Source organism: Nostoc sp. 106C (assembly GCF_002154725.1).
Taxonomy (GTDB): Bacteria; Cyanobacteriota; Cyanobacteriia; order Cyanobacteriales; family Nostocaceae; genus Aulosira.
In genome coordinates this window covers 1-24631 of the sequence record NZ_MTAW01000066.1, presented here as the reverse complement: position 1 = coordinate 24631, position 24631 = coordinate 1, and the positions used below count along the sequence as shown (strand labels likewise).

Annotated in this window: 17 protein-coding genes and 1 pseudogene; 11 read left to right on the top strand and 7 right to left on the bottom strand. The window is 42.6% G+C overall.

All coding sequences use genetic code 11. The features are described from left to right. Nucleotides 1-5 precede the first annotated feature (5 nt). The 5 genes from BV375_RS06375 (at nucleotide 6) to BV375_RS06355 (ending at nucleotide 4418) form a co-directional block, all read left to right on the top strand. Nucleotides 6-977, top strand: a complete 972-nt coding sequence (locus BV375_RS06375; protein WP_086758465.1) for a DUF362 domain-containing protein — start codon at nucleotides 6-8, stop codon at nucleotides 975-977. 836 nt (nucleotides 978-1813) lie between these two features. Continuing rightward, a complete protein-coding gene (locus tag BV375_RS06370; RefSeq protein ID WP_086758463.1) occupies nucleotides 1814-1993 on the top strand; it encodes a hypothetical protein in 180 nt (59 codons plus the stop codon). A gap of 390 nt (nucleotides 1994-2383) precedes the next feature. Continuing rightward, entirely contained in the window at nucleotides 2384-2896 is a 513-nt protein-coding gene (locus BV375_RS06365; protein WP_086758461.1) for an inorganic diphosphatase, read from the top strand. 223 nt (nucleotides 2897-3119) lie between these two features. Next, nucleotides 3120-3503 (top strand): aspartate 1-decarboxylase, encoded by a 384-nt coding sequence (gene panD, locus BV375_RS06360; protein ID WP_086682243.1) that lies wholly within the window; start codon nucleotides 3120-3122, stop codon nucleotides 3501-3503. A gap of 12 nt (nucleotides 3504-3515) precedes the next feature. After that, the gene (locus tag BV375_RS06355; RefSeq protein ID WP_086758459.1) at nucleotides 3516-4418 is read left to right on the top strand and encodes an MBL fold metallo-hydrolase; all 903 of its coding nucleotides are present in this window, start codon (nucleotides 3516-3518) and stop codon (nucleotides 4416-4418) included. 296 nt (nucleotides 4419-4714) lie between these two features. Here BV375_RS06355 and BV375_RS06350 read toward each other — a convergent pair whose 3' ends face one another. The 4 genes from BV375_RS06350 to BV375_RS06330 form a co-directional block, all read right to left on the bottom strand. Continuing rightward, complete coding sequence (locus BV375_RS06350; RefSeq protein WP_086758456.1) at nucleotides 4715-5785, bottom strand: anthranilate phosphoribosyltransferase family protein; 1071 nt, start codon at nucleotides 5783-5785, stop codon at nucleotides 4715-4717. Between the two features lie 147 nt (nucleotides 5786-5932). Continuing rightward, nucleotides 5933-6880 (bottom strand): LysR family transcriptional regulator, encoded by a 948-nt coding sequence (locus BV375_RS06345; protein WP_086758453.1) that lies wholly within the window; start codon nucleotides 6878-6880, stop codon nucleotides 5933-5935. Between the two features lie 234 nt (nucleotides 6881-7114). Continuing rightward, on the bottom strand, nucleotides 7115-11413 hold the full coding sequence (locus tag BV375_RS06335; protein ID WP_086758449.1) for a PAS domain S-box protein: 4299 nt from the start codon (nucleotides 11411-11413) through the stop codon (nucleotides 7115-7117). Nucleotides 11414-11969: 556 nt separating this feature from the next. Beyond that, the gene (locus BV375_RS06330) at nucleotides 11970-13271 is read right to left on the bottom strand and encodes a HEAT repeat domain-containing protein (RefSeq protein WP_086758447.1); all 1302 of its coding nucleotides are present in this window, start codon (nucleotides 13269-13271) and stop codon (nucleotides 11970-11972) included. Nucleotides 13272-13826: 555 nt separating this feature from the next. Here BV375_RS06330 and BV375_RS06325 point away from each other — a divergent pair. After that, on the top strand, nucleotides 13827-14726 hold the full coding sequence (locus BV375_RS06325; protein WP_086758444.1) for an XDD3 family exosortase-dependent surface protein: 900 nt from the start codon (nucleotides 13827-13829) through the stop codon (nucleotides 14724-14726). Between the two features lie 271 nt (nucleotides 14727-14997). Next, nucleotides 14998-15729, top strand: coding sequence for a DUF429 domain-containing protein (locus tag BV375_RS06320; RefSeq protein ID WP_086758442.1), 732 nt, complete (start codon nucleotides 14998-15000; stop codon nucleotides 15727-15729). Between the two features lie 29 nt (nucleotides 15730-15758). On the opposite strand, the gene BV375_RS06315 is transcribed toward BV375_RS06320, so the two are convergent. The 3 genes from BV375_RS06315 to BV375_RS06305 form a co-directional block, all read right to left on the bottom strand. Further along, entirely contained in the window at nucleotides 15759-16493 is a 735-nt protein-coding gene (locus tag BV375_RS06315; protein ID WP_086758440.1) for an HAD family hydrolase, read from the bottom strand. Nucleotides 16494-16516: 23 nt separating this feature from the next. After that, complete coding sequence (gene glgP / locus BV375_RS06310; RefSeq protein WP_086758437.1) at nucleotides 16517-19081, bottom strand: alpha-glucan family phosphorylase; 2565 nt, start codon at nucleotides 19079-19081, stop codon at nucleotides 16517-16519. A gap of 524 nt (nucleotides 19082-19605) precedes the next feature. Continuing rightward, complete coding sequence (locus BV375_RS06305) at nucleotides 19606-19920, bottom strand: hypothetical protein (RefSeq protein ID WP_086758435.1); 315 nt, start codon at nucleotides 19918-19920, stop codon at nucleotides 19606-19608. Between the two features lie 620 nt (nucleotides 19921-20540). Here BV375_RS06305 and BV375_RS06300 point away from each other — a divergent pair. The 4 genes and pseudogenes from BV375_RS06300 to BV375_RS06285 all read left to right on the top strand — a co-directional run. Beyond that, nucleotides 20541-20686 (top strand): annotated as a pseudogene (locus tag BV375_RS06300) (acyltransferase); the annotation flags it as partial. Between the two features lie 668 nt (nucleotides 20687-21354). Next, nucleotides 21355-21471 carry a photosystem II reaction center protein I gene (locus tag BV375_RS06295; RefSeq protein ID WP_015114068.1) on the top strand — a complete coding sequence of 39 codons (117 nt, stop codon included), beginning with the start codon at nucleotides 21355-21357 and terminating at the stop codon, nucleotides 21469-21471. Nucleotides 21472-21584: 113 nt separating this feature from the next. Further along, nucleotides 21585-21809, top strand: a complete 225-nt coding sequence (locus BV375_RS06290; RefSeq protein ID WP_134075838.1) for a hypothetical protein — start codon at nucleotides 21585-21587, stop codon at nucleotides 21807-21809. Between the two features lie 12 nt (nucleotides 21810-21821). Continuing rightward, nucleotides 21822-24428, top strand: coding sequence for a DUF3769 domain-containing protein (locus tag BV375_RS06285; RefSeq protein ID WP_086758431.1), 2607 nt, complete (start codon nucleotides 21822-21824; stop codon nucleotides 24426-24428). Nucleotides 24429-24631: the final 203 nt, after the last annotated feature.

The following is a 24631-nucleotide window of genomic DNA, read 5'->3' as shown; positions in this document are numbered from 1 at the left end:
TATCCATGCAGACCCAAAAACCATCGGTCAGTTTAATCCGTGCTACTTCTTACGAACGAGAGGCTTTACGCGAGTCTTTAACAACGCTGCTGGAACCTTTTGGGGGAATGGCAGCTTTTGTTAATAAAGGCGATCGCGTCTTACTCAAGCCTAATCTCCTCACAGGGGCGCGTCCTGGTAAAGAGTGTACTACTCGCCCCGAACTGGTTTACGAAGTTGCTCAGATGGTAATAGAAGCTGGCGGTAAGCCATTTTTAGGGGATAGCCCAGCCTTTGGTAGTGCCAAAGGAGTGGCTATAGCAAATGGCTATGCACCGATTTTAGAAGAACTCAAACTGCCAATAGTAGATTTTCACGGACAGCGTTACCAAACTGTCAGCGAAAATTTTAACCACCTGTTGTTATCTAAAGAAGCAATGGCGGCGGATGTGGTGATTAATCTGCCGAAAGTCAAATCCCATGCCCAATTGACATTAACCTTAGGCGTCAAAAATCTTTTTGGTTGTGTCCCTGGCAAGATGAAAGCTTGGTGGCATATGGAAGCTGGTAAAGATGCCAACCGATTTGGCGAAATGTTAGTAGAAACTGCTAAGGCTATTAACCCCAACTTAACCATTTTAGATGGCATCATCGGTCATGATGGCAATGGCCCTAGTAATGGAGAACCTCGTGCTTTGGGTATTTTAGCCGCAGCATCAAATGTATTTGCCCTAGATCGGGCAATGGTAGAAATTCTCAACGTCCCACCTCAGCAAGTGCCCACCGTTGCAGCTTCCCAAAGATTAGGCGTATGTCCAGAATTGGCTGATATTGATTTTCCTCACTTAGAACCTGACTTACTAAAATTAGAAGATTGGCGGTTACCAGACAAGTTAATTCCCATCGATTTTGCTATGCCTCGTGTGATTAAATCCACGTTTAAACACATTTACATTCGATTTATTAAAGAACCGATGATTGCTTATGGTAGACGTTAGTTGAATAAGTGTGAGCTTGGCTACAACAATTTACAAATTAACAGAGTAAGCTATAACTAAACTCTGATTTCTTAAATAAACCGCCCTAGTTTAGCGGCGGTTTTATCATTGAGAAATTTATGACAATATTGTCGATCAAACTCTGCATTAACGCGAGATCTAGTATTCTGTATTTCTATAGATATACCTATATGCAGATTGACAAAATAGAAAATATTACTAATGCTAGGTAATGTAAACTCTGCAATATTTCTGGCATAAGAACTGAATTAATACTACCAAACCAGCTAAATATGTCTGTATTTATTCGGTCTGAATTCATGGTTAAAAAATCAACACTATTCGTGAATGAGAAAAGTAAAGATATTTACGTATAACTACTGTTGAAGTATTAGTAACCGTGATGGATAATCAGTGGTTTTTCGGGATAAATCTTAGGTAACACAAATTAACTCAATATCCTTAAAAGTACCTTAGACAAAGCATTTTCAGATGTTATACTAATGCAGTAAAGCCCGAAATAACTTGGAGATTGCATCTGCAATCAACTGCAAAAATGTAATGTATATTGCTTGAATCTAAATCTGAGGAATTCAAAAATGATACCGGAGAGCAAGTGAAATTTAATATTAGACACCAGATGAAAAACAAAAATGTTTGTGTAAAACTTTGTATCAAAAGAGTTTTGTAGCAAAGAGATATTATGACACTTGTAAAACTGGATAATATTCGGACTGTATCCATAGGTTACATCTAAAAAATAGTTAAAATAGAATCAAGACTCTCTCGACGAGAGTAACTTCTGAAAGTGAATAGGTGAATTTCAAATTTTTTGTATGAATTCAAATAGCCAGTCTGCCAATAACGATATATATCCCCATAGGTTGGCAGACATTGTGGGAACTGCGATCGCTCTACTAACTCTGACATTACCTGTATTTGTTATTGCCCACTATTCTTCAACGAATGTACCGAATAACCAGCAACCTCTGAGTTATAATCTGCCAATGAAGTGACAATTAAACAGTCTCATCAGCGAAACTTGAATAGAAAGCATCCAAAGAGTAATAAACTCTAATCCAGCACAAATACTCAGCAAAACACAGAGTTGGATTAACTCTCTTGTGACTGTGTGAAGACGTAACCTTGGATACTACCGACTCTATTTAAACACTTAAGAATCCTATCTGCTTCTAGCAGGGGAAATCACAATAGTGACAGGCGGCGCGGTGAATTCTGAAGAATCACCGCCCTTTTTTTCAAGAGAACAGGAGACTGTTGCTCTCACCTGTTCCCTTTCGTTAAAAGAATACCTTGGGAAGAAGTCCATCTTGGCCCTAAAATTCTACACGGGGAGCCTATATCGATGCACCCAAAATCTACTGTGTTACAGGAGGATCTTTTTTGTGGACTTAACCCTTATACCAGCCCAACCAAAACCGGGACTAATTAACGTTTTAGTTGAAATTCCTGGCGGGAGTAAAAATAAATACGAATACGATAAAGATCTTCAAGCCTTTGCCTTAGATCGAGTTCTTTATTCTTCGGTACAATATCCTTACGACTACGGCTTTGTACCCAATACTTTAGCTGATGACGGCGATCCCTTAGATGGTATGGTCATCATTGATGAACCAACCTTTCCAGGTTGTATAATTGCTGCACGACCGATTGGCTTGTTAGAGATGATTGATGGTGGCGATCGCGATGAAAAAATCCTTTGCGTTCCTGACAAAGACCCGCGCTACGCTCAAATAAAATCTTTAAAAGACCTACCATCACACCGTTTGGATGAAATTGCTGAATTTTTCCGCACTTATAAAAATCTGGAAAAAAAGGTGACTGAAATTCTCGGTTGGCAGGATGTTGAGCAGGTAAATGCATTGGTAGAAAAGTCTATTAAAGCTGCTCAAGGATAATCGGTTATGGTAATGGGTAATATCTCAGTAGTCAGTAATTCAGAAATTGGCTTTTGTATTGTTGATTATTGATTAACCCATTACCAATTTTGTTTAATCATGATTTCATAATTTGATTGGCACAACCTAGTTAAAAACCTAGTCACCAGAGTCAAGAAACAAGAAAATCAAAACCTTTTGCTGTTTGCCGCTTGCAAAAATTGCTACATAAATCCTAAATCAAATGCAGCGAACTCTCCTTTCAGCCAAAATTCACAACTGTACCCTTACAGGGGCAAATGTCAACTATGTAGGTAGTATCAGTATAGATAACATTCTGTTGCAAAAAGCTGGCATTTTACCTTACGAACAGGTACAAGTAGTGAATAAAGCTAATGGCGAGCGTTTTATTACCTATGCAATACCTGCTCCAGACTACTCAGGAGTAATTGAGTTAAATGGGGCTGCTGCACGTCTAGGCATTATAGGCGATCGCCTGATTATAATGGCCTACGGGCAGTTTACTCCGGAAGAGTTACAAAATTACTCGCCTACGGTCGTCATTGTAGACGAAAAAAACCAACTGTTGGAAGTACGGCACTACGATGACCTGCTCAGTAAGGTCTAAAATTCAAGGAAAATGTCAAATTTTGAGCTGTCGGGTTCCCAAAGCTACTTAACTGAGAAGCAAACTACCCCACTCAGTAGTCCAGCCACAGAATTTTCAGTGCAATTCTGGGGTGTGAGAGGTTTGATTCCTACCCCAGGAAGCAGCACCAACCGCTATGGTGGGAATACTGCTTGTGTAGAAATGCGTGTAGCTGGAAAAGAGTTGATTTTTGATGGGGGTACTGGCTTACGAGTACTTGGTAAAACTTGGCAGCAACTGCAACAGCCAATAGAAGGCCATTTATTTTTCACTAACTCCCAATCAAATCGCATTCTCGGGTTTCCTTTTTTTGCCCCTGCATTTATTGACCAAAATTGCTTTCATATCTACGGCACAGCAGCCTCGAATAGCGCCTCGATTAAGCAATGCCTGTACGATCAAATGCTTCAGCCACACTTTCCCTATCCTTTACAGGTAATGCAATCGGAATTGCATTTTCACAATCTGAACTCAGGTAGCGAGGTCAAGCTAGAGGATGTCACAATTAAAACAGCATTGATCAATAAACATCAGCGCTCGCTTGGCTACCGAGTTACTTGGCAAGATTTTAGCGTTGCCTATATTACGGATTTGCCCAAGAGTCCTGAGCAACTTGAGCAAGAGCGGATTTTACAGTTAATTAAAGGGGTCGATTTATTGATTGCTAATGGTACCTACAATCCCCCTACCGCTCACAATCATGATTTAGCTGATTTGCAATGGCAAACTGCTGCGGATTTAGCTAATGATGCAGCCGTTAAAAGGTTAGTCATTTCTCATTATCATCCAGATGATGACGATGATTTTCTAGATCGGGTTCAATCTGAAGTTAAGTCTGTATTTCCTAAAGCACTCTTAGCCTGTGAAGGCATGATTTTATCTGTGGCTAAGTAAGGCAGAAGGCAGGAGGCAGAAGGGAAGAGAGTTTCAGAGATTTGACTTTTCTTCATATACTGTTCTTGAATTGTACTTTTTTAAGCATCACATATTAACAAAATTGGCAACAAAGACAGAAGGGAGCAAGAGTTTAAGTTCCACACCAAATCAGTGTAGGTCTGAAGCTTACACGCTCATGCAACCTTCTGCCCTTCGGGTACTCTTCGAGAACGCCTGCGGCGAACGCAGTCGCTCATGGGGGAAACCCCCAAGACCGCGCTGTCTCACCTTCTGCCTCCTGCCTCCTGCCTTCTTCACGCTGGCTGAAATGCTGTTTTTGATATTGAACCCACTTCTTGGCTGAGTTGTTGAAGTTTGTCAGCTACCACACCATTCATTAATAATTCTTCCGCTTTCGCTATACCGGATCGCATATCTGGACAAACGCCACTTGAAAAGAGGTAAAATCCGCCATTCCACAAGGCTGTTTGGGTTAATTCTGTAGGATTACCAGCCAAAACCGCTTGCATTTCGGCAAGTAGTTCTTCTGCCGTGCCAAGGGGGACATTCTTAGTCGTAAAACCATAATCACGCGGTACGAGGTGCAAGCGTTCTAGCTGTCCTGAAGGTGATGATAAGCCGATAATTGCCGTGCGATCGCGTGGTAAATCACAACTACCTTCCAATCCCTTCACTAATGTATATTTTGTAATATTTTGCAAAGCCAGGGTTAGCTGAAACAGGGTTTCTGTAGGTGGATGGACAAATCCCGGAATCATGTGCACATCCCCAGCGTAAGGACACCAAATTAGCTCCATTGTTGCCAAGGGTGGACGTTTCCCTAGTTGATCCCGGTATTCCCAAATACGTTGAGTTAATGGGAAATGCTGGGGCGTATAAACAAAGCCAATTCCTGTCTGCTCAAATACCTGCTGGGTTTTTGCTAGTGACAAGTTTGTCCAATCAACACCTAACCCCTGCCAAATTTCTACTAAGGGTAGTCCATACTTTGTCGGGAAGCGATCGCCACCGTGCATCACCACTGGTTGACCGACAGCAGCTAATAGTAAAGCTATGAGCGGGCTAATTGGTGCAGTGCGCGTTCTGCCATCATAAGGGATGCCAAAGACTATGACTGGTCGTTCTGAAGCGATGGGTTGGAGTTTTGGCGCTAGTTCATTGTAAGCATCTAACATTCCTGCTAACTCGTCTGAGATAGGACGTTTGATGCGGTGGGCAATCAGAAACGCCCCGATCTGGGCAGGAGTTGCTTCACCTAGCAACATCATTTTAGTAGCTGTTGCGGCTTCAGCACGAGTTAAATTTTCTCCTGTGTGATTTCCACTCCCTACCTTTTGCAGAAATTGCCTAAATACATTGCTCATTTGTCCTTTGTCCTTTGTCCTTTGTCATTCGTCTTTTGTCCCTATCCCGTCTTTGCGTCAGCCTCAATCATTCCATTATTCAACAACGCTGTCCTTTGTTAATTATGGACAATGACCAATGACTAAGGACTAATGACTAATTGACTATTAAGAAGCCGATCGCTGTTGGTTAATTTGCGGTGGGATATTGTCTCGTACCAGTTGCCAAAAGTGCTTGATGGGGGGAATTTGGAGACGGTCACCAGTTGTAACCATGACTACCCGACGTGTCAAACTAGAAGTGTCAGGCAAAGTACCATTACTATTAGTAGCTAAAGGGCGTACTGCCAAAGTTGGGTCAAGCTGCGCTTCCATTAATGCGGAATGAGGTAGCAAAGCGATTAGTTCTCCTTGACGCACTACTCCCCGGAAAGCATCTAAGGTGTTTACCTCTAAAGTTGCTTGTAGTGTCGCTTCTAGTCGCTCAAATCGATCTTGGATTAAGCGTTGCATCCCATAACCATCTTTAAATACTACCTGGGGATAGCGAATTAGCTCAGACCAAGGGACACATTCGTATTGGGCTAGTGGATGTTTGGCTGCGGTGAGAACTTCTATTGGTTCTTCATACAGTACTTCTACTACCATTTCTCGGCCAGTAGTTAGAAAGCGATTATTCATCACAATTGCCAGATCCACCAATCCATCTTTGAGGACTTTTAGTGCGCGATCGCTACCTAAGGAAGTTACCCGTAATTGTACTTCTGGATAATCCCGATAAAATTGTTGCAATACTGGTGGTAAGTAGGAGGCGCACAGCGAGTGAATGGCTGCAATGCACAATTCTGGCTGCTTACCTGCGATTAAATCTGTTAATTCCTCTGTAGCAATTTGCCACTCTTGACAAATTTTTCGCACACGGGGGAGCAACCTCTCACCCCCCAGTGTCAGCTTGGCGTGAGTGGTTCTATGAAACAGTTCTATCCCCAAATCTGCTTCCAATGCCTGGATTTGGCGGCTAATGGTAGATTGAGTGACCCCACATTTTCGTGCTGCTTGTTGAAAGCTACCGGTGTCCGCGATCGCTAAAAAAGCTTGCAACTGCTCTAGTCGCATTTTTTTGTAGCCTGAATTACATTTATGGCTTTCATTAAGTTAACGGATTTTCTAACTCAATTTGGTACAGTTTGTTACAAGTGGTTGGTTATGCAATATTTTAATTTAAATTTTTTTGATTGGCGTTTTACAGCTTTGCTCATCAATATTCATCTTTATGCTGTATTTTTCGCCAAATCTCTTCGACAAAAATCTGGAATTTTTTGTTGCTGTATCTAAATATCAAGATAAAATTTATGGTTCATCAGATGAGTAGTCTGCTTGCGCTCTCTCTATAGCCTGCAATAATTCATTGATAGTGTAGGGCTTGCTCAAAAATGTATTGATGCCATGAACTTCTGCAAGCTGACCTTTGGCATTGATACCACTCATGACAATAATCTTGACCTGCGGATTCATTTGTTGCAAGACGCGGATGGTGGTTAATCCATCCATCGATGGCATCATCATATCTAGCAATATCAAGCTAATTTCATCTTGGTGCTGACTATATAATGCGATCGCCTCGATACCATTGCTAGCCGTCAGAGTTCTGTAGTTGAAGTCTTCTAAGGAGGTTTTGATAATCTCTAAAATGGCGGATTCATCATCTACAACTAAAATCGTTTCTCCTTTGCCATTGTGTAATTCTAGAGTTTCTGATTGCTGGCTTGTCTTGTGAGAGCCAGCTGGCAAGTAAACCTGAAATTGCGTGCCTCTGCCAATATCGCTAGAGACGTGAACAAAACCACGGTGGTTTTTGACAATGCCAATCACTGTTGACAGACCTAGCCCTGTACCTTTGCCCTGTTCTTTAGTAGTAAAAAATGGCTCAAAAATCCGATCCAATATATGGCGAGGAATACCCGCGCCCGTATCCGAGACAGTTATCACTACATATTGACCTACCTGAGCATCCAAATGCATTTTGGCATAGGTGTGATCAATCAGGAGATTTTCTGCTGTGAGATCCAAATTACCACCATTGGGCATCGCATCGCGAGCGTTGACACAGAGATTCATTAACACCTGATGCAATTGCGTGGAGTCTGCCAAGACAGTCCAAAGGTTTGTTGTTGGTAGATTAGTATTGATAATAATGGATTTGGGAAATGTACTTTTAGTAATATATTGGATTTCCGACAGCAAATGTTCTATTTGTAATGGAAACCACTTGCCTTCAGAACCACGGGCAAAGGTGAGAATTTGTTTAACTAAATCAGCGCCGCGTTTAGAATTATTTTCGATTATTTTTAATAATTGTTGATTCCGTGCATCCAGATTGCTAAGTTTGAGCACCAACAATTGAGATGAGGTGAGAATGGGCGTGAGGATATTGTTAAGATCGTGGGCAATGCCACTGGCAAGGGTGCCGAGACTCTCTAGGCGCTGGGCACGCAGAAATTGAGCTTCAAGCTGTTTTTTCTCAGTAATGTCGGTGTTAACAACCAAGATTGATTTGGGATTTCCGGCTTCATCGCGCACCAGTGTCCAACGCCCTTGGACGATGATATCCACACCATCTTTGGTGACTTGATGCAATTCACCATGCCATTCTCCTTGCTCAACAACAGTCTGGAAAATTTCTGCAAGTTGTGACGGAATTTTCTTATACACTAACTCATTGGCATTTTTACCTAATGCTTCCTCTGCCGACCAACCATATAAGCGCTCGGCTCCTCTATTCCAGAACAAGATTTCATGTGATAAATTGCGGACTACGATCGCATCAGTGGCGATATCAAGCAAAGCAGCTTGTTCGCGGATTTTCTGTTCTGCCTGCTTGCGATCGCTGATGTCCATATCTACTCCAATCATCCGCACGGCTTTGCCAGTTTGGTCGTAAAAAACTTGACCTTTAGTGGCTGCCCAGCGAATGTTGCCATTGGGTAAGACAAGACGGAATTCGATGTCGTAGGTTACTCCCTCTTGAATTGAGCGCATGACTGCGTTACTTACCAATTCTCGGTCTTCCACATGAACTAGATTGATAAAGGTTTCATAACTCCCATCAAACTTCTCCGGGGGAAGACCAAACATCGCAGGTAAGTTCTCAGAACCAGTAATTTTGTTGTCGAGAATATTCCAATCCCAAATCCCTGTGCGGGCAGCTTCCAAAGCTAACTTTAGTTGTGCTTCACTCTTGCGTAATGCTTCTTCTGCTAGCCTGCGCTCGATTAGTTCAGTTTTTACCTGCTGATAAAGTTCCGATTGTTGGATGGCAATGCCTACCTGAGTTGACAATTGATTCATTAAATCTATTTCCCACTGCTGCCACAATCGGGATGCAGAACATTGGTTAACCACTAGCAATCCCCACAAATGTTCTCCTTGCAAGATTGGGACTGCCAAGTTTGCTCTCACTTGGAATTGAGCAAGTACATCGCAGTGGCATTGGGTGAGACCTGCTGTATAAATATCTGGTACAGCTTGAATACGACCCTGTCTGTATTCTTCACCGCCAGTTTCCATAAAATAAGTGTCTTCAACTTTGGCATTTAGAACAGAAATCCAACCTTGACCAACAGCCTCCACTACCACAGTTCCACTGTAGTCGGGGTGAAACTGATAAATAAAAACTCGGTCAGCTTGGAGGAACTGGCGGACTTCAGCCACAGTGGTATTTAAAACCTCGCTCAAGTTCAAAGAGGCGCGGATACGCTGGGCAATTGCTGCCACTAGTCGCTGCTGTTCTGTATGCTGTTGTAGTGCCAACTCTGCTTTTTTGCGATCGCTGATGTCCCGCAAAATTGATAGATGACGATGTGGCAAAAAATTAGCCGTTGCCCTATATTCCACTTCACGGATAGTTCCATCGGGACGTAGGAGGCGAAATTCCCCAGCCTCTTCCCCACTTGCTTGAAAGTCTTGCCATGCTTGGATGAAATCAAAACCAGGCTCGGCAAATTCTACAATAGTGCGACCTAACAGATCTGTCGTTGACAAGCCAAAAAGTCGAGAGGCGGCGGGGTTAGCGTCTACATACCTGCCTTCATCGTCCGCAATTACCATAGCGTCATTTGCCCCCTGAAATAATGCTCTTAGTTGCAACTCGCTAGTTCTTAGTGCCGATTCTGCTTGCTGGCGTTCAGTCAAGTCGATACCAGTGCCAATGATATATTCCACTGCCCCTAGCTGATTGCAAATAGCAGTATTGGACCAAGCAATCAACCGAAGATTTCCTTGTTTTGTTAACCAATAGTTTTGGTGTTGGTTTGGGAATTGACCTGCTTGAATTTGTCGAAAAACAGCTTTGACGAATTCTATTTCTTCTGGAACTAGAAATACGTCCCAAAAAGGCTTTCCCTTGACTTCAGCAAACGAATAATTAGTTAATGCTTCACAGGTTTGATTAAAACGGATAATTCTTCCTTGGCGATCGAGTACCACAACTAAACAGCCAACTATATCGAGGATGGCTGAAATAAAATCACGCTCTTGCTGTAGATTTTCCTCTGTTTGCTGGAGTTGAACAAATGCACGTTTGCGATCGCTGATTTCCTGTTGCAAAAGTGTATTCGCTTGGGAAAGTTCAATGGTACGTTCTGCTACCCGTCTTTCTAGCTCATCAGTAACTCGACGTAGCGCCTCCTCCATCTGCTGGCGTTGCACAACCTCTTGCTGTAATTGCTCATTGGCTTTTCTCAATTCATCTGTCTGTTGTTCTACTTGTTGTTGGAGTGCGGCAATTACAGCAGACATTTCCAGACGTTCCAAAACTTGCAGAAAGCTTGTTTGAGTAACAATTCCTAGCAATTCCCCTTGCTTTCCAGCCACAACTAATCGCCGGACATGGCGATGCTGCATTTCTTGATGGGCAACCCATAAAGAATCTGTGGGACTCAGGCAAAATAACGGTGTACTCATCACGCTTTCTGCTTGGGTTTGAGCTAGATCTAAACCCAATACCTGAAATTGCAAAATATCTCGCTCGGTAATAATTCCTACAGGGATTAGGAGAGAATGGGAGTCTAACTGCGCCTCTGTTGCTTCTACTATCACCACACAACTAACTTGATGTTCAGCCATGAGTCGGGCTGTATTTAATACAGTTGCAGTTCGCGGCGCATGAATAATCTGTGTAGTCATTAGCTCATTAACATATCGCAGCTTCAGGAAGTTGGCTGGTTGCAGCGCTTGCCGAATAGTTTCAGGTGTGATTTTACCAACCAGTTGATCGTTGTCATCCAATACAGGTAGGTGGCGAATCTGATGCTGATGCAATAGCGACACGACACTGAAGAGATCTTGAGCATCAGATTGCTTCAGAGTAAGAACTTGACGCGTCATTACTTCTGCAATTTTCACACCAGATAGATTAGCTCCAGAGGCCGTTAGCCTGACTACATCTCGTTCTGTAAAAGTTCCTAGTACCTGCGACTCCTCAACTACAAAGGCACTACTAGTTCGGTGCTGACTCATTAAGATAATGGCATCGACTACAGAAATATCTGTGGTAACTGTCAAGGGGGAGTAATCTATACAATCCTTTAAACTTGGTAAATGAAGGGACTGAGGGCTAAATTCATTATTCTTTTGTATTGTGAGTGACATAATCCCTCCCTCGTGTATTGGCTTTGAATGACTAGCTACAATCTGGTTTCTATATGTTGATGTTGCCTAAATAGTACGTGAGCTTACAAAAATTAGCTTTAAAGTATTTCAGCCATTTTAATTAATGAGATGAATGGATCTATTACCCGACTATGCCAGAATGCATGATTAACAAATCTAGAAATGCTTGATTATTCTTAGCTTGTTTTGCTCTATTTCTGTAAACGCTTCTAGATTATTCAAGAAAACGTCAAAATTAAAATTCAGTTTTGGCGATATTTATTGTTAATAAAAAAGTAGAAAACTATGTAATTCTTGATGAAGTTAATTTTTTTTTAACAAGCAGTTTTACAGACATTAGTCTATCACTTCCAATAGCAAAATTTGCGTCTACGGTTTTTCTGCTTGTTAGTTAGCTTGAGAATTTATACCTATAATTATTAGATTGATTCCGATTCCCGACTTCTACCATACGGCTGTCTACAAGAAGTCGGAAATCTCACAACATCTCACAATCAATTATTCTGAACCACTAGCCTTATTTACTTGGAGATAATCACCATTCTGTTAAAGCGAACGCTATTCCTTTTTGCAACTCGGATGTGATTTTGGTGTTCTGTGCTAACTGTTGCAATCGTTGGTATGCAACTTCCGGAGCTAGGTTTTTAAGTGCAGCGATCGCGTGCAGTCTCACCGATTTATTTGGATCTGCTAGTAGTAAAATTAAGGATTCGATTGCCTGTATCTGACCTAACTGACCTAAAGATAGAGCGATCGCACTTTTAATATTGGCAATTTCTGTGGCTGGATGCTTTAATCGCAGCATTTTCAGCAAAATTTCTGTGGCTATTGCAGTTAATTCGGGCTGTTGTACTCTTCCTAAAACGGTGACAATTTCCTGCCACAGTGTTTCCGATAAGCTTTGGTTAAGTGCTTGTTGGAGATATTCCAAACTTGAGCTAGTCCCTAACCAGCTAAGAGAGCGAATGGTTTCCAATTGCAGTTTGATTGACTGATTAGGTAAAAACAGTACCTCAAATAAGTACTTAGCAGCATTATCACCACCCATGCGCGCCAGAGCAATTGCTGCTGCACAAGCAACATCTTCGTTCAAGTCATAAAGTCTGGGTTGGAGTTGCGTCACCAAATCTAGGGTTTCGCATAAATCAGAGCGAAAACCTAAACCTTGCACTGCGGCCAGTCTAACTGGGGTAGCGAAATCATCTAAAGCTTTGATTAACAAAGGGGGTATACGTTGATCGTGGAAACTGCTGAGGGCTGCAATTGCTGCGGCTCTGACTGCGGCTTGGGGATCTTGTATCACACTCAATAGAGGCGCAATTACTTCAGTTCGCCGGATGTAAGAGAGCGATCGCACAGCCAAAAGCCGTGTATCATCATCGCTTAACAGTTCAGAAAGTGCAGCGATCGCCAGAGTATCCATTTCCCCTAATGCTGTTGCGGCCATCGCCTTAAGTTCTTGACTATCGCTACTTTTTAACAATTGCACCAAAGGAGCGATCGTATCTGGGTGCTTAAACTCTGACAATATCCGTGCTGCATACCAGCGAACTTCTTCTTCTGCGTCTTCATCTTCTAAAATTTTGATTAATCGGGGGATAGCGATATTTCCTAATTGGAGAAAAACCTTGGCAATTTCCCAACGTTGTTGAAAATCTCCAAATTCTAAAATCGAGAGTGCTAGTTCCAGCATTTGCTCTCGATTTTTAACTATTTCTGGATTTGTAGAGTCTTGTTTCAGAATCAATTGCTGTAAATATTGAATCAGTAATGACCAATCAGCTGCATCATGTGCTATCTGTGCCTGCACCAAAAGCTGGTTGATGTTATTCACGATCCTGAGACACCTCTACACTGCTAATTTGCATCTTCTCATAGCCTACTCAATATTTACTGAATTGCTGAGCATATATCGAAAGGCATAAGAATCTTATTTGATTTTTGCAAAAAACGACCTACTCATTTTCATCCTTTCTCTGTTACCCTAGCCTGCGGGAACCCTCTTTGAGGGAACGAGAACGCCTTCAGCATATACCGAACAGCGAACGGGTAACGCTCGTATCTCGCTACTGTGCGCTAACAGCAGTTACTTATGAAGAGCCACTGCTTTACCTGTTGCCTACTTCTACCGATAAGTTCACAAATCTAATAAGATGGCTGGAGTAAATTTATTTATAAAGTTTATATTTATTGGCATCTAGCCACGTAGTAAACTTACTATTTTTTCGCAATTATTGAGAGAAAACACTTACATAAAAGTGCTTTTTGAAGAAAAACGTTTGACTTCTTTTTGGAAAAAACCTTATTTTTATCATTACATAATTTATTCAAGCTTGAGTAGGCTATTAGCAAGATAAAAATATCACTGCTTCGTAGAGCAGCCTTGATCATAATGCGTAATTTAAAATTCCTTCTTGCTACTACAGCCGTCAGCATCAGTCTTCTAACATTGTCTGGCCAACAGGCAAATGCTGGACAACTATACAACGGCTGGAACTACGGTATTGACGCCGTTGGAGATGGCTCTGGTGGTGACACTTTTGACATTAAAGGTATGGCAATCAAAGATTCAGGCGACAAGATTTATGTCGCGCTGACGGGTGGAATGCCTTTGACAGGTACTACTGATTCTGATGACTACTGGAATCCTGGTCACTCAGTCCACATTGGTTGGAGTGACTTGTTCTTTAATTTATCAGGTCAAGATTTTCAAACAGCTAGTCAAAATGGTCAACTTGTTGGTGTCAGGTTTGCCAACTATGACAACAGTCTGCAAACTGGAGTTTATACAGGAGTCACAGCCAAGAGTACTACTACGCAACATGGAGGCTACAGCAACTTGAAGTGGTACTATGACTGGGGCTGGGGTAAGACTAACACTCAAGGTACAGACCTAGCTACAACACAAGATGTTTACAACTACTATTACAAATCTGCGATCGCCAGTAATCCTACTCAAGACAATACCCCCATTCTCAATGCGATCGGTTCAGGTACAAAAGTTGGAAATATCTCCATGCTTGGTACTCAGGATCTTACTAATGTTGGGCTAGATTTTTCTCACTTCTCTGCTTTAGGAGATTATACAATTGGCTTTTCTTTGGATAAAGCTTTAATCGGTAGCGGTAATTATGTCAGTAATATATTTTTGGAGTGTGGCAATGATGGCGTAGCACTGAAAGGAAATCTTCAGTCTGTACCAGAATCATCAGGAGGAATTGGTTTAGTTTTGGCGGGTTTAACTTTTGTCATGGCTCAGCAACGTCAGCTTCGTAGAAAGCAGCATGTATAGGGTTGAAGTTTCTCTTACTTCAACAGTGAGCTTGCATAATCTCTATTTTCGCTATGCATGGTTAAGATATCAAAAGTGCATCTAATTCTTTTAGCAATTTTTAAAATCTTCTGATTTCGTGTGTGTTGAAATAAGTATAGTACCTACCAAATTTCTCCTCCAATCCTGCAACAGGGTAGAGGAGATTTTAGTGTAAGCCAAAAACACAAAAGAGATGGGATCAAACTGTAAGATCAGGCTGAACATATTGTAAATAATTGGCTGCTGGGCAATGAAATTTTTCGGCATTGATTTAGGTTGGAAATCCCAACCAAGCGGACTATGCTGTTTAGAATTAATCGACGGACAATTAAAGATCCTTGATTTAGATCGTAAAGAAGCGATCGCAGATATCCTCGCCTGGATCGATACTTACGTACAACCAGAAGAACCAGCACTCATTGCTGTAGATGCACCTACCCTCATCCCTAACGCTAGTGGAAGTCGCCTACCAGACAAACTCAGCCACAAATATTTTGGGAAATATCATGCTGGATGCTACCCAGCCAATTTGGGTTTAGCTTTTGCAGAACGTACCGTTAACTTTGGTTTAGAATTAGAAGCCCGTGGTTTTGCCCACGCACCAGCTATAGAACCGCAAAAACTTGGTAGATATCAAATAGAAGTTTTTCCTCATCCAGCAATAGTTCATTTATTCAATTTAGAACGCATTCTCAAATATAAAAAAGGACGCTTGAGTGAGCGCCGCTTAGAATTAATCAGACTCTACAATTATATTGTTGATATCTTACCTACTCTCCAACCACCTCTGCGTCTGGAAAGTGGTTTTATTTATGAAATTCCTCGCACAGGTGCAGCACTGAAAGCAGTCGAAGATCAGCTAGATAGCCTCATCTGCGCTTATGTTGCTGCACATTGGTGGTATTGGGGTGAGCAACGTAACTTAGTATTGGGTGATCGCACTACTGGTTACATTGTTATCCCACAGGGTAAAGTAGTGTAATTTCAAATAAAAGATTACCGTTTTCACACCTAGTCATCATTATTTTCCAGACCGACCAACAACTCTTTTAGCTCGGACAAAGAGTGGATGTAAAAAGTTGCCTTGTCTGTACGCGGCACTCCCGCCCGGAGGGTCTGTGCTGTTCTCATGCCCAGACGATTTCCTACTAGAATCTCCGAATCTGGATTGTCTCCGACCACGAGAACTTCCGTCGGTCTCAATTTATAAGTATCCAAGATATATTCAAAAATTCCCTGCTTGCCTTTCCTGTTCGGCTCGTCAATTGCATCCACATATATGGCTGTAAAAAATCGCTCTAGATTAAGCGCCTTAATCTTGCTCTCCTGAAGACGGCGGAAACCAGAAGTCACCAGAAAACACCGAACTGATAGTTCCGAGAGTAGCGCCAAATCGCCATACCCATACATCGGTTGCTCGATCTCGGTCGTCGCTAATACCTTCCAGCCTGCCGCCAGCATCGCTTCAGAAAATTCGTATTTGGTTGCTACCCAATCTAGCGGATGTCGCCAACAATCAGCGAACGCTGCGTTCAGTGAGTCTTCAGAGACTACGTCGTGATTCGCCTTTCTGATGGCATCGAACGCAGGTGCAAAAAGTTGCTCTCCAAACTCGTTGGCCGCAGCTAAACAATTGTCCAAGTCAAATATTAAAGCTTGTATCATTGTTTTTCCGGCGATCGCACCACTGGTTACATTGTCATCCCCAAATCTGCCCTGAGTGCTGAGTAATGAGTTTTTTAGCACTCAACACTCAGCACTCGTTACTCTTACTCAGCCCAAGCAATCAACCTTGGCTCATAAGCATTAGAGAGGTATGGGTGTTTCGGTAATACCCGCAAAGACAAACCTTGCAAACCAGAGGTTGTATAAATGATATTAGCCGTGTAAACACTTAAACTTTGGGTATCCTCGCCTTGGTAATCCATGACTACAGGAATAGCGTTGACTATATCACCATTGGCATCGATTGTACCTTGGTATAGTTCTACCTGCACATCGTTGTTCGTCAATGTTGCCAAATCAACCTTGGCTTTCACTGCAACGGTTTGGTTCACCTCAATATCTGCTGCTGCTGATACGTCAACATCTTTGATTCTGATATTGAACCAGTGTTCGCTGAGTTTGGCTTTCCACTCTGCTAATTCTTTCGCTGGGGCGTAGTTATCAGCAGTGAGAGTCTGGTAGCGATCGCTAGCTGGAAAATAAGCTCGTTGTGCATATTCTCGTACCATCCGGGCTGTGTTAAAGAACGGACAATTCAAGCGAATCGCATCCTTCATTTTGGCAACCCAATGACGAGGTAAGCCATCAGCATCCCGATGCTCATAAAATAGCGGTGCAACTTCCTTCTCTAGTAAATCGTAGAGAGCGTTGGCTTCTACCTCATCTTGATAGTTGGGATCTTCGTAATTTTCTCCATGTCCAATCGCCCAGCCAGTGCGGACATAATCAGCCTCATCCCACCAGCCATCGAGGACGCTTAAATTCGGCAATCCGTTCATTGCGGCTTTCATTCCACTGGTTCCAGAGGCTTCCCGCGGACGACGTGGCGTGTTTAACCAGATATCGCAACCAGCCACCATTAAACGAGATATGTGAATGTCATAGTTGGGAACAAACACTACTTGTTTTTCTAAATGTTGTTCGCGGATGAAATGATTGATCTCACGAATGAGTTCTTTACCAGGAATATCTTTGGGATGTGCTTTACCAGCGATCACAAATTGTACTTTCCGGTTTTTATTACCGAGTAATATCCGCCTGATGCGTTCTAGATCCCGCATCCAGAGAGTAGCACGCTTGTAGGTAGCAAAGCGCCGTGCAAAACCAATGGTTAAAACGTTTGGATCTAAAACTTCTTGGGCTTGAGCAATTTCTGAGGCAGAAGCGCCGCGATCGCGTAAATGCTTCACTAAATGCTCTCGCACATACAAAATCATATCGAGTCGACAGCGTTCGTGATTGCGCCACAACTCTTCATCAGGAATGGCATCCATTCGCTCCCACAACTGGCTATCTGGTGGTGCTGAGGACCAATTTGGACCTAGGTAACGATCATACAACTCCTGAGTCGATTTGGCCACACAACTACGGGCATGGACACCATTAGTAATTGCGGCGATCGGTACTTCCTCTACAGGAACCTTTTTCCACAACCCTTGGAACATCTGCCGTGATACCACGCCATGCAGTTGGGCTACACCATTAGAAAATGTTGCCATTTTCAGCGCCAACACCGCCATACTGAACGGTGCTGATAAATCACCTGTATTTTCACGCCCTAGCCCTAAAAATTGCTCTTCAGGCAAGCCAAAGATAGCTGCATAATATTTCAGGTAGTCCAAAATTTTCTGGGGCGGGAACAAGTCAATCCCCGCTGGGACTGGCGTGTGAGTCGTGAAAATATTGCTGGAAGCTACCACTTGTTTGGCATCAGCGTAACTCAACCCCTCTTCTTGAATCAACATCCTGATGCGCTCTAGGGCTGAGAAGGCTGCGTGACCTTCATTCATGTGGTAAGCAGTGACTTTATACCCCAAAGCTTTTAACATTTGGACACCACCAATACCCAGCATGATTTCTTGGTGGATACGCATATCAATGTCACCACCATACAGCTGATCTGTGATGTCATGGTCGTAGGGGTTGTTGGGTTCAATGTTGGTGTCCAACAAATACAGTGGTACTGTTCCCACCTGTACCCGCCAAACCCTAGCGTAAACCTTACGTCCTGGGTACTCTACTGCGATGCGTAGTTCTGAACCATCAGAATTACGCTCCAGGTGTAAAGGCATATTGTAGAAATCATTGATTGGATAGCGTTCCTGCTGCCAACCATCAGCATTGAGATACTGGGCAAAATAGCCTTGTTGGTAGAGTAAGCCTACACCAACCAGGGGTAAACCCAAATCACTGGCAGATTTTAAATGATCGCCCGCGAGAACACCCAAACCTCCAGAGTAAACTGGCAGACAATCCACTAATCCAAATTCAGCAGAAAAATAAGCGTAACATTCTTTTGGCTTTTGGCTGCGCTGTTTTTGATACCAGGAGCGCTCTTGCAAATAATCTTCTAGCTGGCGAGCAGCTCTGTCCATTTGCGCCAAGAAGCCTTCATCTTCAACAACTTCCAAAAGTCGCCCTTGGCTGATAGTACCCAGCATTAACACCGGGTTATGGTGGCTAGACTCCCATAAGTCGGGATCTAGGCGGCGAAATAAATCTTTGCTCTCAACGTTCCAATCCCAGTGCAAGTTATATGCCAGCCGCCGCAGCGGTTCGAGTCGCGGCGGAAGAGAAGGAGAGACGTTGAATGTACGAATTGGCTGCATAGGTTGGCAAAACTCCAAGTTTAGCTAAGGTTATTTTTTACTGTCTTTACCCAATGTTGCCAATTCTTTATACTATGTTTGTAAGAATGCTATGACTTTGTTAAGCATTGAGAATCATTCTTATCAGCGTTGCTAGAGTTTACACCAACAGTATTTTCTATCTTAAGAGGTCTTCTGCGATCTATGCTTGGTATTGTAAAACTTAACTATTGATGTGATTTTCTACTCAATTAGAAAGATATTTGTATGTATTAAATTTTTTAAGTATTTATATTTATTTTATATTTCATTACTAACCAGACAATAACTGGCAAGAACCCCTCTAGAAGCTCTGTTCAAGAGTTTTAGCTCAACCTGAAAACAGTCCGCTTTGAGTTCTGGTCAGATTATAATTTTAATTATTTCTTAATAAAGCTGGTCGAGGATTTCTATTAGCTTGAGAAAAAAGTTTTGTAATGTATTGATTGCTAGTCGTGTAAGTAGGTGGCATTTGTTTTACCCAGTGACTAAGGAAAAGTAACAATTTATGCACCCAAGTAAGAAGAATCATTGGTATTTTTTGGCATAGTCAGAGCCATCGCTGCGACACAAGCAATCTCAGCTGCAACCTGATACGCAAGTTTGATATTTGATGTTGTATCTTTAGCTGTAGTGGAGCGAGAGGCTTTTTGACTACGTGGTTCTTGCTTGACATCACCCGCCACAACAGCTCGCTGCAAAATGATGTAGGCATCTAAGTCTTCTGAGTCATAATCACTTTGCAGCAGTAATCGGATCTGATTTTGGGCTGTAACACTTAAATAGCCAGTGTTTAAAGCTTGTTGAACAATTTCTTTCATAAAAAGCCTACTTCTTAACTAAGTGTGGGAGTTGAAAGTGATATGGAACTTTGAGCGATCGCTCTTGTGGGTTAGAGTAAATTTGCCTGCGAAATATCTGTAAGTTTTCTTCAAAATTTATAATGAGCGGTGTTCAGCACACATCACCCGAATGGGTTATCCAAGCGGGTGATTTACAAATTGTTAGGTGTAATACTAATTCACGAAAATCTTGATACACATAAATTTTTCGTAGGGGTTTAGCATTGCTAAACCCTGAAGCGCATATTTGTATCATTATTAAGATGAAATGGTATAAACCATAAGGAAATTATCAAATGCAGTTATGAGTTGCAGAATTGTTGAAAGTAAAAGTCTACATTTAAAATTGCTTTTTATTTTTGTATATAAAATATTTGTTTACTATTAATTATAAAAACACAATATTAGCTCAATATTAATAATTTGATGCGTAAAAAATTAAAAATAAAATATTTGATATTTAGGAGCAATTCTGGTTAAAAACCACTCATGTAATTTCAAGAGTGATTTGTTTGTTCTGTAAATCATCTGTGTGCAACATGATTAGAGCAGTATACTCTAGAAATTCGTGGCAAGAAAGCCGTCATAGCAGTCGGGGAAGCGTATTAGATGGTGTCACTATTGGTCAAGATAGTGTCATTGGTGCAGGCGCAGTTGTTACCAAAAATATCCTCCCTTCTCTGTTGCTATAGATATACCTGCACAAGTTATCAAAAGCCGTATTTGCCAGGATTTAGTGCTATAAGGCAGCCATCAGGAACAACGCACATTAATAATGTATAAAAAGACACTAAAAGCTAGTAGCGCTACCTTAAAATTCAAAATTCTAAAAGCTTCAATTGCAAAAGACTATCGCATGAGAACGAAAAATAAATAGTTTTTGCCAAAGGTTTAGGGATTTAGGAATGTATGGTAGTAGGGTTCAAAATTATTACAATGTTACATTCTTCTACTCCTTACGCCCAGCCTCTACAAGTCAAATTTGTGCTTAAGTCCTGTGGAACTTGGTGAGGATAAAACCTCGAAAAAGCTAGATTTGAGCGCTTTGTTAACACCAATAAATACTGAGGCGAAGCCAATTTTTTGCGCTTATGATGGACGACAGACTATAAAAAATAGCTATTTTTGATAACTAGCTACTCTATGTCCATACTTGGAAACCTATAGCGCTAGTAACCGTCACAAGAGTAACAACGTCCACAACTTCTAAGTTCATGGTATTTAAAAAACAGGCAAACCACGGCCAAACTCTCGACCCGAAGCAATGATGCGCTGGTGAAATGGTTCTCCAACCGCACCAGAGTCTTCCAAAAAAGGGACAAGATTTGGGTAATATAAAGGAGCTATCTTTTCTGCTTAGCAGATACCGAGAGAGAAATTTTCTGTTTCTCATACCATTTGGAGATATCTCTGATGCTTACTTTAAAAATCGCTGTTTATATTGTTGTTGCCTTCTTTGTGACTATCTTCGTCTTTGGATTTTTGTCGAACGATCCAGCTCGTAACCCCGGTCGTCGGGATTTAGAGTAAAAGCGCGACTGATAATCCGCGTAGGAATGCCGGAAGGCCGAAGACACCAGAAGCTATGGACACTTGCTTTAATAGGGCTTACCCATATAATACGATGGGTTTTCCCAACAAGTATGGGAAGCCAGCCTCCAGACATCTGCGAATCGGCAAAGCTGACAGCATTTGCTACAGGGAGGGAACTCCCAAAGTTCACCCAGAAGGAAACCCTCCTAGCGGATTCTTTTGGCGGCGTAGTGTTCTTCTCCGGCCAGCTTGCTGCAAATAGGCAGAAAGCTAAGTCGGAAGGCAAAAAGTGTAGTTCATCCTTCCGGCTATTCATTGGCTATTTGTTAGCTTGATTGTGCTGAAATATGCTTCATCCAGTTCTGCCGCCTGCACCATCTCCGATTACGGAAGCGTTACAACCTGCAAACCCTACCTCATCTGCTAGTGATAGCAAGTTTCATTCATTAATAGCAACAGACACTGGGACGCAGGAAAATCAAGAGACATCCCAGCAACAACAAGCAACACCGCAGCCTTCACCTGTAGGGGAAAAGCAGAAGTCTTTATCTTTGCCAGAAAGACTGAAACAGGCTCGCAATAAGTTAGTAGTTTCCTCAACTCTATCCAGAGTTAATCCTCCAGAAACCTTCCCACCAGAGTTTTCTCCCCTGATTGCTCCGAAAAGTGCAGCATTGTTGGGGCAGCCATTGGCGATCGCTTATCCTGTACAAAATGACAGCAGTAGCTTAGATGCGCCAGTCACAGTGGTGTTCCCAGCTTCATTCCATGTCGCAAACGCTACAAACAATCAGAACTTATTTCCCTCTGCACAAGTTGCCCAATCACAACAGCCAAGTAATACTCAAACTGAGCAACCAGCAAAAAACAGTAATATCGTACCATCGGCTGCGGAAAATACACCGGAACCACAATCAATCCAAAATATTATCGAATTCAAGTCTCGCACTCCAACAAACGGATCTGCAACGCCCTCAACCATAGAATTTCAGTCGCCTCAGCAACAAACTCAACCGCCAAGTCAGTCAACCCCAGCACCTCAGGGGGCAGGCACGAATCAGCCACAAAATCAACCATCTGGTACAACTCTCCCAACCAGACCAAGAACGGTGGAAGTAATTTCCGATCGCCAAGTTTTTGATGACCAACGCCGAATTGTTACCGCAGAAGGAAATGTGGTCGTGCGATTTGATGGGGCAGTGGTAGATGCCGATCGCTTGCAAATAAATTTGGATAACTTGATCGCTGTAGGAGAAGGCAACGTAGCATTGACACGGGGCGATCAAGTATTGCGAGGACAACGTTTTACTTATAACTTTATTCAAGATAGTGGGGAACTGCAAAAAGGCAGGGGAGAAATTTACGTTCCCACAGCACAAAGAGATGTCGCTTTCTTACCCACAGATGTGACAGCAGGAGGAATACCACAGCGTCCAGTCAGCGATCGCATTCGCTCCAATCAGCCCTTATCTGGAGTCAGCAGTCCTGGGGGAATTGATATTACAGTTGGTGGCAGAACGGATGCCAGAAACATTCCCCCACCAAAATCAGGGGGCTTAGTCAACCGCCTCCGCTTTGAGGCCGAACGCATTGAATTTTATCCCCGCGGTTGGCAAGCAAAAGATGTCAGCATCACTAACGATCCTTTTTCACCTCCAGAACTAGTTTTACGAGCAGCTAACGTTACTTTGACACGTGAAGCACCTTTAGTAGATAGAGTTAGAGCTCAGCAAGGACGTTTAGTTTTTGACCAGAAGTTCGCTGTCGGTATTCCGCGAGAACAGCAGAGGATTGACCGCCGGGAACGTGAGGTGACTCCAGCGATCGCTACCCCTGGTTTTGATTCAGATCAGCGTGGTGGTTTATATATTGAACGTGGCTTTGAACCTGTAACTTCAGACCAGACACGCTGGACGATAGCACCTCAGTTTTTCGTGCAAAAAGCCGTTGAACAAGGTACTGGAGACTTAGCAGGGCTGTTTGGGATCAGAAGTAGACTAAATGTGACTTTAAATCCCAAGGCTGTAATTGAAGGTAGAGGCGAGTTAACTAGTCTCAACTTAGGTGAAGTTGAAAATAACCTCAAAGCGAGTTTGCGGTTGCGCCAGACATTAGGCGATCAAAATCCTCATTTATTGAATCTAGAATACAGCTACCGCGATCGCCTCTATAACGGTACTCTTGGCTACCAAACAGTTCAAAGTAGTCTTGGTGGTGTACTTATTTCTCCTGTGATTCCCCTAGGCAACAGCGGCATTAACCTCAGCTATCAGGCTGGTGCTCAGTATATTAATGCCAACACCGATCGCCTTGACCTCCTAGAACCTAATAGAGAAAACGATCGCATCTCATTAGGTCGCCTCCAAGGTAGTGCTGCTCTCAGTGGTGGTTTGTTACTCTGGCAGGGACAACCCTTACCACCTACTGCTACTGGGGGATTACGATACACACCCAACCAAGTAGTTCCCTACTTGCGCGCGATCGCTGGTGTTACTGGTACTAGTACTTATTACACAAATGGTGACAATCAAAGCACCCTCATTGGCACAATTGGCTTAGAAGGGCAGATTGGTCATTTCTCGCGACCGTATTTCGACTATACCGCTTTTAATGTTACCTATTCCCAAGGTTTCACCAGTGGATTATCGCCTTTTTTGTTTGATCGCGCTGTTGACAATAGAGTGCTGAGCGCTGGGATTACACAGCAAATCTATGGACCATTTCGCTTAGGCTTTCAGACATCTGTTAACTTAGATACAGGTAGAGAAACTAGCACTGACTATATTGTGGAATATAGCCGTCGTACCTATGGGCTGACATTACGTTACAATCCAGTGCTGGAATTAGGCGGCATTAGCTTCCGAATTAGTGATTTTAACTGGATTGGTGGTACAGATCCCTTCTCTGGAGAACAAGTTAGGCCAGTTGTTGGTGGTGTGCGCCAGGAGCGCTAATGGGGAAAGGGGAAGGGAGAAATGGGACAAGGGATACAAGGGAGAAATAACCAATAGACCAATACGGTTCAGTTAAGGTGATAAGAGTTCTCATCTGTCGAACAAAAACCAAGATTTGGGGGATTCTCCCCCAAACCCCCGATTGGGGGACGGTTGCGTCCCCCAAGCCCCCTCCAAAATAATTGTTCGGTTTTTTGTTTAGT